The organism is Corallococcus sp. AB018 (genome assembly GCF_003986945.1).
In the GTDB taxonomy this organism is placed as follows: Bacteria; Myxococcota; Myxococcia; order Myxococcales; family Myxococcaceae; genus Corallococcus; species Corallococcus exiguus.
In genome coordinates, this window is the sequence record NZ_RAWR01000256.1 from 1 (window position 1) to 13,915 (window position 13,915).

Consider the following 13,915-nt stretch of genomic DNA (forward strand, 5'->3'; position numbering starts at 1 on the left):
CCGCGCGGCTCACCGTCACCGCCGTGAAGGATGGCGACGTGACGCTCTCCGGGGGTGCCCTGGCCGGCCTGGGCGAAGGCACCCGCGTCCGCGTGCGCACGCAGGACTCCCGCGAGGTGGTGCTGAAGGTCATTGAATCGCGCGAGGACTCCGCCATCGCCCGCCTGGGCCGCGGTGAGAACGTGCGCGTGGGCGACACCGCCGTCGTCACCGACGCCCCCGCCACCGCGCGCCTCTTCTTCCCCGAGCCCGGTGTGCCTCGGCTGCGCTACGGCTTCCATGCCCGGCCCTTCCTCGCGCTGGACGCGAAGACGCGCGAGGGGAAGTCCGCTCGCGCGGGCGGCCTGCTCCTGGATGCGTTCATCGCGTGGCGGCCCGGGGACCTGCCCCTGGTGTTGAGCGCGCAGTTGGATCCCGTCGGCTTCGGCCTGGGCACCGGCCTGCGCCACTCGCCGGGCTCCGCGTACGTGGCCGCGGCCTACTCCACCGACTTCCTGGAGGTCGGCATCGGCGCGGGCGCGCTGTTCGGACAGAAGGCGTGCATCACCCAGTTCGACTACGACCCCAACACCTACGAGCCCATCAACCCCAGGACCTTCTGCGACTCCAACGCGGGAGTGTCCTTCCAGCAGGTGCTGCGGCTGGGAGCGCTCGACGGGTTCCACATCGCGTGGAACTCCGCCATCCTCTCGCGCGACAACCAGTTCCGCTTCGGCTCCGGACGCGGCGAGGTCCAGGTGCCCCTCACGCCCAGCCTCTCCCTCTTCGGTGCGGGCGGAGGCTCGGCCAGCGGATGGAACTTCGGCGAGCTGGGCGTGCGCAGCTTCCTCAAGGGCACCGGCGGCGCCGGCACCACCGTGCTCTCCGCCAGCCTGGGCATCGTGTCGCTCTCCGACGGCACCGGCGAGGCCCTCACCGGCCCCTCCATCGCCATCGGCATCGAGCGCCGTCCCTGAGCGTCAGTGGCCGGACGCCATCGACGCGGCGAACTCCTCCGGCACCATCTCGCCGGAGATGGGGAAGTCCTTCGGCGTCCGCTTCCACGCCTTCCCACCCGCCGGGCGGACAGGCCCCCGAGGGAGCTGCCCCAGGCCGATGAGCGTCAGCGACAGCAGGCCCAGCCCCACGGCCCCCGCGGCCAGCTCGTCCACGAGGCCCACCCGGCGAAGGCCGCCCACCCCCAGGAGCGGCAGCGCGGCGACGGGCGTGGCCACCCACGCCAACCACGTGCGCCAGTTCGCGCGAGCGTGTTGCCTCAGTGCGTCGATTGAAGCCATCGGGGCATCCTTCCGGACAGGGGGGTTGTCCAGGAGGATGGGGATGGACCGGGGTCCGGTGAAAGGCCCCCTTGTCGCGCTCGCCTGCTTCCTCACGGGCGGGGCTGGAGTGCTCGCATCCAACTCGCCGTGCTTCCCGCGCTGCGCATCGAGCACAGCGAGGACCGCATCGAATAGCGGCCGCGCACCCCCTTCAGGACTTGCGCCGGGTAAAGCCGTCCTCGCGCAGCTTCTTCATCAGCCGGTCCGCGGCGGCCTTCGACTGCCACTCATGCGCGAAGCGCTTGGAGGACGTGCGCCCTTGAGTCCCCAGGTCGCCCTTGCGGACGTTGAGCACGTTGCGAGCGCCCCGAACCCCCTGGAACCGGCCATCCTCGTGCGCGTAGAGCACCTCGCCCTTGCCGCCCGCGGGCTTCTTCGGCGCCGCCAGGGGCTTCGCGTCCTTGAGGCTCACGTCCAGCCAGGCCGCGCGACGTACGCGCACCTGGGGCTTCGTGCCGAAGACGAACGTGACGTGCCAGCGAGCCTGGGCCTCTGACTCGAAGAGGGCCTCCCCCCACGAGCGGTACCCGGATGCGGGCGTGCGCGGAAGGAAGGGCTCCACCGTGCGGAGGAACGCGAGGTACTCCTTCTCCGACCGCTCGTAGCCGAGCAACCGTGTCGACTCCGGCAGCTCCAGTTGGAGCTCGCCCGCCTTCGTGGGCCCCTTCAGGAGGACCGCGTCGAGGAAGACATTCCTCCCCTGGAGCGCCGCGCACTGCTTCCAGGACTCCGCGGACACGCGCACGTTGCGTGCGCTCTCAGGCCTTGTCGAATCACCCATGGTGCGGGACCGTAGCAAGCACGGCCCGCTGGGGGCACGGCCGCGATCAGCCGCTCAGCGCCCGCACGCGCGCCGCGAGGTTCTGCGTGAAGAGCCGGTAGATGTGCAGCGAGGCCGCGTCGTGCGTGGCCAGGAAGTGCTGGAAGCTCTCGCGGGTGATGCGCAGCGCGCGCACGGCCGTCTTCGCGCGCACGTTCGCGGACACGGGGCCGTCCTGCACGAGTGAAATCTCCCCCAGGAAAGAGCCCGGCCCCAGCGTGTTGAGGTGCCGCGCGTTGGGCTCATTGCCGGAGTAGACGTCCACGGTGCCCTCCAGCAGCACGAGCAGGCCCGTGCCGGGAGCGCCTTTCTCCAGCAGCACCGTGCCCGGCGTGGTCGTCACGGGCCGCGCCAGGCGGTACAGGTCCTTCATGTCCTCCAACGGCAGCTCGCCGAAGATGGGAATGGCCTTGAGGAAGCGGTAGCCGCTGGCCTCCGGCACGGTCGCGCCCGCGGCCAGCCGCGCGAGGAGCGCCTCCGCCTCCACGTCCAGGCCCATGCGCCGCAGGAGCCGCGCCTTCTCCGTCACCAGCACGGGATCCGCGCGCAGGTGATCGGAGCTGCTCAACGCGTCCGCCAGCACCGCGAGCGCCCGGTGCGTGAAGCCGCCGGCATCCAGCACCTTGCACGTGCGCAGCACGGCTTCGACGTAGCGAGGATCCTCCGCGAGCACCCCCCCCAGGGCCTCGGCCTCCGCGTGGGCCTGTCCCAGCTCCTGGTAGAGGTCCGCGGCCTCGAAGGGGCGGCCCAGGCGGACCAGGCAGTGCGCCATGGACTCGCGGGCGCCCAGGCCCCGGTAGACCTCCAGCGCGCGCTCCAGCGCCCCACCCCGCTCGAAGGCCGCCGCGGCGCGCTCCACCTCGCCTGCGCGCAGATACGCCTCCGCGGCCGCCACGTGCTGACCGCCCTGCGCGTACAGGTCCGCCACGGACACATCGTCACCGCTGCCGTCCAGGAGCCGCGCCGCGCCCGTGAAGTCCCGCGCCCGGCGCAGCACGTCCACCAGCCAGTGGCGCTCCTTCACCGATCCCTGCGCGGCCTCCTTGCGAAGCCGCTCGCGCTGCGCCGCGCCCAGCTCCTCGTAGAGCTGTGCCGCGCGTTCCGGCTCGCCTTGCGCCGCCAGGGACTGCACCACCTGGAGCGTGCTGCCCCGCAACGAACCGCCCCGACTGCTGCCCGCAGTATCGCCTGCCATGTCACACGTCCCTTCCCAGGCCCGCACCGTTGGGGCGGCGCGCCCGGTTCCGCCAGCGCCTGACAAACCAGGAACCCGGGCGTAAAGCCAGTCTCGACCGGCCCCCCGTGGCCCTGGAGACACCGGGTCCGGTAGGGTCCGGGCATGGTTGTTCCCGTCCTGGCCGGGGTGGCTCCGGACCATCTCCCCGGGCCCTCGCGCCCGCGCTCCTGGTACCTGGTGGCTCCATCCGCGGCCCTGCGGCCCGGCCACGCGATGGGCGTTCAGGTGGGTGGCCAGGAGGTGGTGGTGTTCCGGAGCCAGCAGGGCCGGGTCCACGCCCTGTCCGCGCACTGTCCCCACCTGGGAGCGCACCTGAAGCACGGCACCGTCCAGGGCGAGCTGCTGCGCTGCCCACTGCATCATTGGAGCTTCGACGGATTGGGCCACTGCCGAGCCGTACCCGGCCGGAGCGACGTGTCCGCCCTGCCGGGGCCCCGGCCGTGGCCGGTGGAGGAGCGCTTCGGCGGGGTGCTCGTGTTCAACGGCCCGGAGGCGCTGTTTCCCCCACCCGACCTGGGAGGTGGGGAGCACGTCTGGAACGTAGGACCTCCGGTGACGGTGGGCTGTCCGTGGCTGCCGCTCGCGGCGAACTCTTTCGACCTGGACCACCTGCGCACGGTGCACCACCGGGAGCTGTGGGACACGCCGACCTGGGAGACGCCGGACCGGTACACCCTGCGGCTGCGCTACACGTCGCGCGTCATCGGCACGGGCGCGAGTGACCGGCTGATGAAGGCGCTGTCGGGCAACCGCATCCGGGTGGAGCTCACGCTGCACGGCGGGACGTTGATCTCGGTGAGGAGCGACCTGGGCCGGGCGAGGGGGCTGCTGCTCGCGAGCCTGACGCCGGTGGCGGAGGGGACGTCGGTGCGGCTCGCCGTCGCGGCGAGGCGGGGGCGGATTCCGGGCGCGGCGGCGATGGTGCTCGGGGTGTCGCGGTGGCTCTACACGTCGTTCTTGCGGCGCGACTTGTCCGTGCTGGACGGCATGCGCTTCAACGTCGCGACGGCGACGGCGGACCCGGTGATGCGCCAGTTGCTCGACTTCGCCGTGGGCCTGCCCGAGGACGGGGACGATGCGCGCCGATGACGCTCCGCCGATCCCCTCCGCGCTCAACGCGGTGCTGCTCGTCACGGCGATGGGCGCGGGGGCGCTGTGCCTGTGGACGGCGTCGCACGCGGAGGCCCTCTGGGTGCGGCTGGTGGCAGCCGGGGTGTTCTCCTACGTGAACAACACGGTGTTCTCGCTGTTGCATGAAGCGACGCACGGAGTGCTGCATCCCTCGCGGCGGTTCAACGACATGCTGGGCCGGCTGGCGGCGACGTTCTTCCCCACGTCGTTCACGTTGCAGCGCGCGTTCCACCTCACGCATCACCGGCACAACCGCTCCGCGCGCGAGCAGTTCGACTACCTGCACCCGGGCGACCACCGCTTCCTCAAGTATGCGCAGTGGTACGTCATCCTGACCGGCATCTACTGGCTGTTCGTACCGCTGGGAGCGCTGGTGTTCGCGCTCGCGCCAGGCCTGCTGCAAAGGCTGCGAGGGCCAGGCACGCGCTACGGGGAACAGACGGGCGCGGACGCGTACCTGGGGCGGCTGGAGGATGCACCGGGGACAGCCATCCGAGCGGAGGTGCTGGGGATGGTGGCCGTCCAGGCAGGGCTGGCGTACGCGTTGGACCTGACGCTCGTGGGGTGGGCCCTTTGCTACGCGGCGTTCGCGGTGAACTGGAGCTCGCTCCAGTACGCGGACCACGCGTGGTCGCCGCTGGACGTGCGTGAAGGCGCATGGGACCTGAAGGTCGCGGCGCCAGTGCGTTGGGTGTTCCTCAACTACCACTACCACCGAGCGCACCACCGGTACCCGCAGGTGCCCTGGCTCTACCTGGGCCGCTACGTGGACGAGAGCGTGCCCCGGCCATCCTTCCTGGGCATCTGGCTGTCCATGTGGCGCGGGCCCCGGCCGTTCCCGGAGCAGTCGAAATGAGCGCGTCCGCTGAGAAGCATGCGCACACGGAGGGGCCACTCTTCGGCTGGCCCGCGCGGGATGAACTGAAGCGCACGGGCGCGATGACGTGCGGTTTCGCGCTGTTCTTCCTCGCGATGTACGGCGGCGCGAGCTGGGTGACAGGCTTCTATTCCGGCGGTCTGCGCGTGGACCTGCCCGTCGAGCAGCACATCCCGTTCATGCCTGGCTGGGCCGCCGTCTACGTCAGCATGGACGTGCTGTTGCTCCTGTCCCTGTTCATCTTCCGGACGTGGAGACAGATGCTCCCCTTCGCGATGGCGTTGTGCGCGGAGACGGTGCTGGGAGCACTCTGCTTCCTCATCCTGCCAGTGGAGGTCGCGTGGCCGCCGCGCGCCGTCACCGGAGTCTGGGCATCCATCTTCCAGGCCGCGGACACGATGAACCTGGAGCGCAACTACCTGCCCTCGCTCCACGTCGCCTTCGCCTGCACGGCGGCCCTGGCCTACCGCGAGCGTTCAGGACCGGTGGCGAGCACCGTGTTCGCGCTGTGGGCCCTGGCCATCGCGGCGTCCACGCTGCTCATCCACGAGCACCATCTGGTGGACGTGCTCGCGGGAGCATTGCTCGCCTGGGGCACTTGGCGTGTCGTGGCGCCCCGGGTCCGGCAGGAAGCATTCCTCGAAGCCGTGCGGGTGGAAGCCCTCTGCGCGAGGGAGATGTACCGCTTCGCGCGCAGGCATCCGCGTTACGGGCTCATCGCGCTCGCGCTGTATCAGCAGTCGCTGGGACGCTGGCGCAAGGCGCGACGCGCACGGGCGGGGTTCTGCTTCCTCCAACTGGTGGATGACGTGCTGGATGGAGACCGTCCCGTCGGAGGCGAACCGCTGGACGCCATCGACGCGCTCCTGCGCACGCTGGAGACCGGAGCGCCAGGCCCCCCCACGGAGTTCCACGACACCGCGGTGTCACTGGGCCGGGTACTGCTCACGGAGCTGACCGACCCGGCGGCCCGCGAGCAGGTGCTCGAACTGGTCCGCACGATGCGCCAGGACCGGGAGCGGGTGCGCGATGGGCACTGGTGGGACGCGGCGACGCTCCGGACCCAACTCGGAAACACCTTCCGGCTGTCCGTGAGCCTGATGCTGCACGTCGCGGACGCGCAGGTGCGAGCAGATGACGCCCCTTCCCTACTCGCGGCGTTGGGATGGTGCTCGGTGATGCGCGACCTGAAAGAAGACCTGGTTCAGGGACTCTTCAACGTGCCCGCGGACGTCGCCACGGAGGTCCGCGCCCAGGGACATGATCCCCAGGACTTCGAATCACTGCTCAGGACGGAAGCCGGACGGGCCTGGGTGCGCGATGAGTACCAGCGAGCCCGCGCGCTGCTCGACCGCTCCGCGAAGGAACTGGCCCAACTGGAAGGCAGGCAAGGCGTCGCACTGCTGCGCCTCTTCCACAGGTCGGTGGAAGGATTCTGGGCCCGGAAGCTGCCGCGTCGCATGCCCTTCCTGCGCCAGGCGCCGGTGCTCGAAATCTCCTGAGTCCTTCACGCGCGGTCGGCCTCCATCCGCGTGGAGCGAGGCCACTGAGCACGACGCGGTGCATGCGTTGACGCGAAGCAGGCGGAGGCATCTGCTGGACGCATGTCCGACTCCTCCCCTTCCATTTCCAGCGCCCGTCCGGTGGATGCCTCCGAGCGGCTGCCGCTCCTGGACGTGCTGCGCGGCTTCGCGTTGTGGGGCGTCTTCGTGTCGAACAGCTTCGCCTGGTTCAGCGGCCGGGTCCTGATGCCGCGAGAGCAGACCCAGGCACTGGCGGCACCACCCTTCGAGGCGGCCGTCACGGCGCTCTACCACTTCTTCGTGAACCAGAAGTTCGTCACGCTGTTCGCCTTCCTCTTCGGGCTCGGGTTCTCCATCCAGCTGACACGGGCCGAGTCACGCGGAGCCTCCGTCGTCCCGGTGTACTCACGGCGGCTGTTGGTGCTGCTGGGCATCGGGGTGGTGCATCTCACGGCGCTCTGGGCGGGAGACGTGCTGTCCACCTACGCCCTGCTGGGCTTCGCGTTGCTCCTCTTCCGGAACCGTTCGGACCGGACGCTGCTGGCGTGGGTGGGCCTGTCGGTGGTGGTGGTGCCGTTACTGGTGCCGGCGCTCCTGCACTTCGGACCCATCCTGCTGCACGGAGCTCAGGCGGCGGCCGACGCCGCGAAGGCCACGGAAGCCATGGAGGCCCAGACGCGGGAGCAACTGCTGCTCGGACTCAAGAGCGACTCGCTCTGGACGACGCAGGCAGCGAACGCGCACTTCCTCCAGTACATGCTGCCCACGCTGAAGCGGCTGCTGTGGATGATCTTCATCCTGGGCCGGTTCCTGCTGGGGCTGCTCGCGGGCCGACTCCTGTTGCTCCAGGACGTGGAGCGCCACCGCGCCTGGCACCGGAAGATGCTGGGCTGGGGGCTGGTGCTGGGCGTGCTGGGAAATGGCGCGGGAGTGGTGGTCCAGCACCTGCGGCTCGCGGGGTTGTTGGACCCGTCGAAAGCCCACTGGATGTTCACCCTGTCCGCGATCCAGGAGATGGGCTACCTGGGCCTCGCCGCGGCCTACGTGGCCGCCTTCGCCCTGCTCTTCCAGACGGAGCGCTGGCGCAGATGGCTGAGCATCCTGGCCCCGGTGGGGCGCATGGCGCTCAGCAACTATCTGATTCAGACGGTCGTGAGCCTCTGGCTGTATGACGGCTGGGGGTTGGGGCTCATCGGAAAGCTGCCGCCGTCACATTGCGTGGCGCTGACCCTGCTGGTGTTCGCGATCCAGATTCCACTCAGCCACGCCTGGCTGTCGCGCTTCCGCTTCGGTCCGGCCGAGTGGCTGTGGCGCTCGCTCACCTACGGCCAGCGCCAGCCCATGCGGCTCGCGCTCAAACCGTCGCCGGCCGGCGTCCCCGGCGTCCGATGAAGAACCCCGCCCCAAGCGCGGCGACCGCGACCAGTGCACCGAAGCCCATGGCGGCGTTCTTCACCTTCGTGAGCAGGGGGTTGTCGAACACGTTGGTGGAGTAGTGGAACGCGGCGATGAGCCACTGGTCGCCCTCCTTCACCAGGGTGCAGGTCCACCGTCCATTGACGACGAGGTCCGTGCCGTCGTTCAGGATGTAGTGGTCCAGCGAGGAGCCATACGCGACGCCCGAGTTGCCATAAAGGCGAGTGAGCGCATCCACGTCGAACTTCGCGGTGACCTTCTTCACGACGCTGTTCGGGCCGCCCAGCATCTCCGCGTAGTACGCGCGGATGGCGTCCTTCCCCACGCGAACATCGTTGTTCATGGTGGAGAACACGACGTCCGGGTGCAGGTGCGACAGCAACCGGTCCAGGTCCTGCTTGTTGAGCGCGTCCTCCATGTCCTGCTTGATGCCGCGCAGTGCCTGATGCGTCGCTTCATCGCCAGAAGCCACCGCCGCCGGAGCCACGGCATCCTGAGCCCCCGACACACCGGGGACCGCGACGAACAGCAACGCCAGGAGACCTACGAGCCGGGTGCGCACCATCGAAGCTCCATGAAGGAAGAGGACGGCGAGCATCCTAAGCAGGTCGCCCGAGGTTCGTTAACAAACCCGTCGATTCAATGGTCCTCGTGATGACGCGTGCCGCACGAAGCGCGGCGGTGGGCCGCGACGGCGTGCCTGCGCGGAAGCCAGGATGGGGCCACGGAGGGAGGTCCCCACCCAGGGCCGGTTGCCTCAAGACCTGTCCGACAGTCGGACAGGCCTCCGCGGCATGGGCCCCAGACCGCACCAGGCCAGAAGGCGAACGAAGTCGCGCCCGCGCAGTCGCCAATGTGGACCACCGACAGAGTCGCCCGCCCGGGCCCGGTTGCCTCAAAACCTGTCCGACTGTCGGACAGGTTTTCGCCGCCCGGGTCCCGGACTGCGGCCCATCCGATGACACGGATTGGTGGGCCCGCGCGTCCATGTCAGACCCCTGTGGTTGGATGGCGATGCTGGGACGAGGAGGGGGAGTGGGGATGGAACGGCGAGGACTCGTGGCCTATGTGGAGGCGCAAATCGAGCGCGACATCGCGCTGGGGCGGCTGCATCCGAGCGGGCAATTCGGCTCCGAAGCGAAGCTGGCGCGCCGCTATGAGGTGTGTCGGGGCACCATCCGTGAGGCGCTGCGGCGGCTGGCGGCGCGGGGACTGGTGGTGCAGCGCCCCGGACGCAAGACGCGCGCGGTGCCGCTGGATGAGTCGCTGACGCTGGAGAACCTGGGGCTGGCGCTGCATGACGCGAGCAACCCGGATGCCCGGTGGCTGCTGGAGGGCTACTTCAGCCTCAAGCGGCAGGTGCTGGTGGAGCTTCTGGCCGACTGCTGCGCGAGGGCCTCGGACCTCGACTTGGACCGGCTGGGGAGCACGTGCTACCAGCTCCAGGACGCGGCGCGCTGGGAGTCAGGGGAAACCTGCGCGCAGGTGGAGTTCGAGTTGCTGCGGCATGCGGCGCGGGTGGCGGCGCGTCCCGGGCACGTGCTCCTCGTTCAGTCCCTGCAGCGGGCATTCCTGGGAGGAGCCGCCCAACTGCTGCCGCTCATGGGCGGAGAGGCGCTGCGCGAGTGGGCCTTCCGCGCGATGGCAATCCTGCACGAGCGCGACGTGCAGGCACTTCAGCATGAGCTGCCAGCGCTGCTGAAGGCGCGCGATGAGCGCGTGCTGAATGCCTTCGCCCCTGTTCCTCAGGTACCTGCGTCCCCCGAGGCCCCATGCGCTCAGGAGGACCTGCTCAACACCCCACTGTCAGCGACCGGCCAGGACGATGCATTGGAGACACACCCCAGCGTCGAGGACGGTGCCGTCGATCGCCTTCCTCCAGTCGCCGCACAGGACGAGACGCGGGAGGCACTCCCCACTCCATCCGTTGAGCAGGATGATGTGAGCGAGGAACAACTCCGCGTGGAGGAGAACTCGCCAGGAAGACGTGATGGACGCCCTCCAATCCCTCCTTTGCTCCCGGATAACCCATAAGAGGTATGGCCACGCGGGATCCAACCGATTGTAGTTCTGGACGTCGCCAGTCTGTTCTCACTGATGGCGCGGCCTGGGCTCGACGGGTTGCAGGGGGATACCGTGGACGCGAATCAATTGCTGGAGCTGGTCAAGCGCTATCAGGACTCCAAGTCCTTCATCTCCAACGAAGAGACCGCCAAGCTGGCGCTGGTGGTCCCCTTCATCCGGCTGCTTGGCTATGACCCCGGCTTTCCTCGGGAGGTTCGCCTCGAATACGCGGCGGACTTCGTCCAGGGCGACGGCAAGAAGCTGCCGGACCGCATGGACTTCGCCATCTTCGACCAGACGGGACAGAAGCCCCTCATCGTCATTGAAACCAAGCCCCTGGGCACGGACCTCAAGTCGCGCGCCCAGCAACTGGCCCGCTACCTCTCCCAGCTCCCGGAGCTCCACTTCGGCATCATCACGGATGGGTGCCACTACCTGTTCTTCGGAGACCTGGAAAACCCCAACGTCATGGACCCGGAGCCCTTCTTCACGTTCTCCCTGGAGGACACGAAGTCGGACTGGGCCAAGGTCGCGAAGTTCCTGTCCAAGTTCAGCCGCGAAGCCTTCAACGCCACGACGCTCATCACCGACGCGGAGAACAGCCGCTACCGCCAGGGGATGATCGACAAGCTGTCCGCCGCCCTCAAATCACCCGGCGAACACGAGGGCTTCCTCAAGTGGCTCACCGAGGACATCTACAAGGGGAAGCGGACAACCGCCGTGATGGAACGCCTCGCGGAGGTCGCGAAGGAGGCCATCGAGCCCACCCTCCTCCGCGTCATGGGCGACGACTTCCTCGACAAACTCAAGGAGCGCATCCAGCGCTTGAACGAAGGCACCGAGGCGCCCGCCGCCAAGGACGGGCCCAACGTGGTGAAGGCGGACAGCGCGAAGCCGTTTGAGTCGGAACCCCGGGCCTCGGGTGACGACAAGACACGCGCCGCCGTGGAGACCACCGAGGAGGAGCTGGCCTTCTTCGGCGTCGTCCGGGACATCTGCACCAAGAACGGCCACGCGGCGGAGGACGTCCTCTACCGGGACACCTCGAACTACTTCAACGTGTCCTTCAAGAAGCCCACGAAGTGGTTCGTGCGGTTCTTCGGCAATGGCAAACGCAAGTGCATCGCCACCTGGGTCCCCGTCGAGGAGGCGAAAACACTCGCCGCGGGGTTCGAGGTCGAGGCGTCCCCCGCGGCGTTCGGTATCAGCCGGGTCTACATCCAGACGATTCCAGAGGTGTGGGCGCTCAAGGCCCTGGTCGCCCGGAGCCTGGAGCTGTCCCTCACCGTCAAGGAGGAGGCGCCCGTGGAGCCCACTCTCAAGGTGGTCGCCAGCCAGTAGCGGCTCCGCTGATTCACACCGCCGGCAGCGGCTTCACCGTGAGCGCCTTCGACGCGAGGAACTCCGGGTTGAACACCTTGGAGGCGTAGCGGCTGCCGTGGTCGCACAGGAACGTGACGATGCGCAGCCCCTGTCCCTGGTGCTTGCGCGCCACCTCCCATGCGGCCCGCACGTTGAGGGCCGCGGAGGTGCCCACCACCAACGCGTCCTCGCGCGCCAGGTGGTAGAGCATCTCCAGCATGTCCTGGTCCTCCAGGCGCATCGCTTCATCCACGCGCGCCTGCCGGAAGTTCTCCGTCAGCCGCATGATGCCAATGCCCTCCGTGATGGAGCTCCCCGCCGTCTCCATCTTCCCCGTGCGCACCTGGCAGTAGAGCCCCGACCCCGGCGGATCCACCAACACCACGCGCAAGGCCGGGTTCTTCTCCTTCAGGTAGCGGCTCGTGCCGGACAGCGTGCCGCCACTGCCCACGGACGCCACCAGCACGTCCACCTTGCCTTCCGCCTGCTCCCAGATCTCCGGCCCCGTCGTCTCGTAGTGGAAGTCGCCGTTCGCCGTGTTCTCGAACTGGTTCATCCACGCCCAGCCGTTCGCTTCCGCCAACGCCCGCGCCTGGTGGAAGAAATGCGAGGAATTGGAGAACGGCACCGGTGGCACCCGCCGAACCTCCACGCCCATTGCCTCCAGGTACTCGTATTTCTCGCGCGCTTGATTGTCCGGCATCGTCACCACCACGCGGTAGCCGCGCTCGCGCCCCAGCAGTCCCAGGCCAATGCCTGTGTTGCCCGCTGTGCCTTCGACGATCGTGCCGCCGGGCTTCAGCTGCCCCGTGGCTTCCGCGCGTTGAATCATCCCCTTCGCGGCCCGGTCCTTGATGCTCCCGCCCGGGTTCATGAACTCCGCCTTGGCGACGATGTCGCAGCCCGTCTGACGGCTGAGCGAGCCAATGCGCAACAGCGGCGTGTTCCCCACCGCATCCCAGAGCGAACCCATTCGTGGCGCCATGTGCGTCCTCCCCGAACTACAGCTTGCGCATCCGCACGCGGCGGACCTTGTGGTCGCTGCCCTTCACCAGGATGAGCCTCGCCCGTGAACGCGTGGGCGCGATGTTCTCCGCCAGGTTGGGCCCGTTGATCTCCGCCCACACCGACGCGGCCCTCGCAATCGCCTGGTCGCGCGTCAATTCAGAGAAGCGCCGGAAGAAGGACCTCTCGTCGCGGAACGCCGTCTCCCACAGGCGCAGGAAGCGCTCCACGTACCAGTGGCGGATGTCCGTCTCGCTCGCGTCCACGTAGATGGAGAAGTCGAAGAAGTCCGACAGGAACGTCTGCGGCAGCCGCCCGCCCTCTACCGGCCCCGTCTGCAGGACGTTGAGCCCCTCCAGGATGAGGATGTCCGGCTGCCGGATGGACTGCGCCTCCTCCGGCACGATGTCGTAGACGAGGTGCGAGTACACCGGCGCCGTCACCTCCTCGCGCCCCGCCTTCAGCTCCGCCAGGAAGCGCACCAGCGCGCGCCGGTCATAGCTCTCCGGAAAGCCCTTGCGGTTCATGACGCCCCGCTCGGCGAGCACCCGGTTCGGATAGAGGAACCCGTCCGTCGTCACCAGCGCCACGCGCGGATGGTCCGGCCAGCGCGCCAGCAGCGCCTGGAGGATGCGCGACGTCGTGCTCTTGCCCACCGCCACGCTGCCCGCGATGGCGATGATGAACGGCACCTTGCGCACCGAATAGCCCAGGAACGCCTGCTGCGCCGCCCACAGCGACTGCGCTGACGCCACCTGCAGGTGCAGCAGTCGCGACAGCGGCAGGTAGACGTCCTCCACCTCCTGGATGTCCAGCCGGTCCCCCAGGCCCCGCAGCTTCTCCACCTCCTCCGCCGTCAACGTCAGCGGCGTGGAGGCCCGGAGCTCGCGCCACGCGTCGCGGTCCAGGTCGACGTACATCGATGCGGCGCGGGGCTTGGTCACGGACATGCCACCCAGCATGAACCAGACCGCCCCGGATCCGGCAAGTGAAGGTAACAACAGGTCTTCCCTGCGATTCTTGACAGCAAGACTTTCCCGCCTCCAACGTGCCCGTCCGCATCCCGGTCGCGCCCGACGGACGCGGGGGCACTCCGCCCTCCTGGAGCCCGTCCCCCGAGGTCCACGCGTGTCCATTTTCTGCGCCCCCGCCCTCCTCGCC

Annotated in this window: 13 protein-coding genes; 7 read left to right on the plus strand and 6 right to left on the minus strand. The window is 68.9% G+C overall.

Annotated features, from left to right (window positions below):
- Positions 1 to 956 (plus strand): hypothetical protein (locus tag D7Y11_RS43555; RefSeq protein WP_158642043.1); only part of this gene is annotated, 956 nt, incomplete at its 5' end.
- Between the two features lie 3 nt (positions 957 to 959).
- Here D7Y11_RS43555 and D7Y11_RS36985 read toward each other — a convergent pair.
- The 3 genes from D7Y11_RS36985 to D7Y11_RS36995 form a co-directional block, all read right to left on the minus strand.
- On the minus strand, positions 960 to 1,277 hold the full coding sequence (locus D7Y11_RS36985) for a hypothetical protein (RefSeq protein ID WP_126936025.1): 318 nt from the start codon (positions 1,275 to 1,277) through the stop codon (positions 960 to 962).
- A gap of 193 nt (positions 1,278 to 1,470) precedes the next feature.
- Entirely contained in the window at positions 1,471 to 2,064 is a 594-nt protein-coding gene (locus tag D7Y11_RS36990) for a hypothetical protein (protein WP_121755152.1), read from the minus strand.
- Between the two features lie 82 nt (positions 2,065 to 2,146).
- A complete protein-coding gene (locus tag D7Y11_RS36995; RefSeq protein ID WP_120580457.1) occupies positions 2,147 to 3,334 on the minus strand; it encodes a cyclic nucleotide-binding domain-containing protein in 1,188 nt (395 codons plus the stop codon).
- Between the two features lie 144 nt (positions 3,335 to 3,478).
- Here D7Y11_RS36995 and D7Y11_RS37000 point away from each other — a divergent pair, with 144 nt between their 5' ends.
- The 4 genes from D7Y11_RS37000 to D7Y11_RS37015 all read left to right on the plus strand — a co-directional run bounded on the left by D7Y11_RS37000 (position 3,479) and on the right by D7Y11_RS37015 (position 8,299).
- Positions 3,479 to 4,465, plus strand: coding sequence for a Rieske 2Fe-2S domain-containing protein (locus D7Y11_RS37000; RefSeq protein ID WP_126936027.1), 987 nt, complete (start codon positions 3,479 to 3,481; stop codon positions 4,463 to 4,465).
- The gene (locus tag D7Y11_RS37005; protein WP_126936028.1) at positions 4,452 to 5,363 is read left to right on the plus strand and encodes a fatty acid desaturase; all 912 of its coding nucleotides are present in this window, start codon (positions 4,452 to 4,454) and stop codon (positions 5,361 to 5,363) included. The genes D7Y11_RS37000 and D7Y11_RS37005 overlap by 14 nt, the downstream gene beginning before the upstream one ends.
- Complete coding sequence (locus tag D7Y11_RS37010; RefSeq protein ID WP_126936029.1) at positions 5,360 to 6,886, plus strand: phosphatase PAP2 family protein; 1,527 nt, start codon at positions 5,360 to 5,362, stop codon at positions 6,884 to 6,886. Before D7Y11_RS37005 ends, D7Y11_RS37010 begins: the two co-directional genes overlap by 4 nt.
- Before the next feature lie 102 nt (positions 6,887 to 6,988).
- Positions 6,989 to 8,299 carry a DUF418 domain-containing protein gene (locus D7Y11_RS37015; RefSeq protein ID WP_121755156.1) on the plus strand — a complete coding sequence of 437 codons (1,311 nt, stop codon included), beginning with the start codon at positions 6,989 to 6,991 and terminating at the stop codon, positions 8,297 to 8,299.
- Here the strand turns inward: D7Y11_RS37015 and D7Y11_RS37020 are convergent.
- The gene (locus tag D7Y11_RS37020) at positions 8,262 to 8,888 is read right to left on the minus strand and encodes an SgcJ/EcaC family oxidoreductase (RefSeq protein WP_120580462.1); all 627 of its coding nucleotides are present in this window, start codon (positions 8,886 to 8,888) and stop codon (positions 8,262 to 8,264) included. The two genes, D7Y11_RS37015 and D7Y11_RS37020, sit on opposite strands and share 38 nt — an antisense overlap.
- Positions 8,889 to 9,364: 476 nt before the next feature.
- Between D7Y11_RS37020 and D7Y11_RS37025 the strand changes: the two genes are divergently transcribed.
- Both D7Y11_RS37025 and D7Y11_RS37030 read left to right on the plus strand, forming a co-directional pair.
- Positions 9,365 to 10,357 (plus strand): FadR/GntR family transcriptional regulator, encoded by a 993-nt coding sequence (locus D7Y11_RS37025; protein ID WP_126936030.1) that lies wholly within the window; start codon positions 9,365 to 9,367, stop codon positions 10,355 to 10,357.
- Positions 10,358 to 10,459: 102 nt separating this feature from the next.
- Entirely contained in the window at positions 10,460 to 11,728 is a 1,269-nt protein-coding gene (locus tag D7Y11_RS37030; RefSeq protein ID WP_126936031.1) for a type I restriction enzyme HsdR N-terminal domain-containing protein, read from the plus strand.
- Positions 11,729 to 11,741: 13 nt separating this feature from the next.
- On the opposite strand, the gene D7Y11_RS37035 is transcribed toward D7Y11_RS37030, so the two are convergent.
- Together D7Y11_RS37035 and coaA are read right to left on the minus strand one after the other, a co-directional pair.
- A complete protein-coding gene (locus D7Y11_RS37035) occupies positions 11,742 to 12,734 on the minus strand; it encodes a cysteine synthase A (RefSeq protein WP_126936032.1) in 993 nt (330 codons plus the stop codon).
- Between the two features lie 16 nt (positions 12,735 to 12,750).
- On the minus strand, positions 12,751 to 13,704 hold the full coding sequence (coaA, locus tag D7Y11_RS37040; protein ID WP_120580466.1) for a type I pantothenate kinase: 954 nt from the start codon (positions 13,702 to 13,704) through the stop codon (positions 12,751 to 12,753).
- Positions 13,705 to 13,915 lie beyond the last annotated feature (211 nt).

Bases quoted from the DNA above. Each gene is read 5' to 3' on its own strand.
- D7Y11_RS36985 (WP_126936025.1), bottom strand. From the start codon at position 1,277: ATGGCTTCAATCGACGCACTGAGGCAACACGCTCGCGCGAACTGGCGC.
- D7Y11_RS36995 (WP_120580457.1), bottom strand. From the start codon at position 3,334: ATGGCAGGCGATACTGCGGGCAGCAGTCGGGGCGGTTCGTTGCGGGGC.
- D7Y11_RS37000 (WP_126936027.1), top strand. From the start codon at position 3,479: ATGGTTGTTCCCGTCCTGGCCGGGGTGGCTCCGGACCATCTCCCCGGG.
- D7Y11_RS37005 (WP_126936028.1), top strand. From the start codon at position 4,452: ATGCGCGCCGATGACGCTCCGCCGATCCCCTCCGCGCTCAACGCGGTG.
- D7Y11_RS37010 (WP_126936029.1), top strand. From the start codon at position 5,360: ATGAGCGCGTCCGCTGAGAAGCATGCGCACACGGAGGGGCCACTCTTC.
- D7Y11_RS37015 (WP_121755156.1), top strand. From the start codon at position 6,989: ATGTCCGACTCCTCCCCTTCCATTTCCAGCGCCCGTCCGGTGGATGCC.
- D7Y11_RS37020 (WP_120580462.1), bottom strand. From the start codon at position 8,888: ATGGTGCGCACCCGGCTCGTAGGTCTCCTGGCGTTGCTGTTCGTCGCG.
- D7Y11_RS37025 (WP_126936030.1), top strand. From the start codon at position 9,365: ATGGAACGGCGAGGACTCGTGGCCTATGTGGAGGCGCAAATCGAGCGC.
- D7Y11_RS37035 (WP_126936032.1), bottom strand. From the start codon at position 12,734: ATGGCGCCACGAATGGGTTCGCTCTGGGATGCGGTGGGGAACACGCCG.
- coaA (WP_120580466.1), bottom strand. From the start codon at position 13,704: ATGTCCGTGACCAAGCCCCGCGCCGCATCGATGTACGTCGACCTGGAC.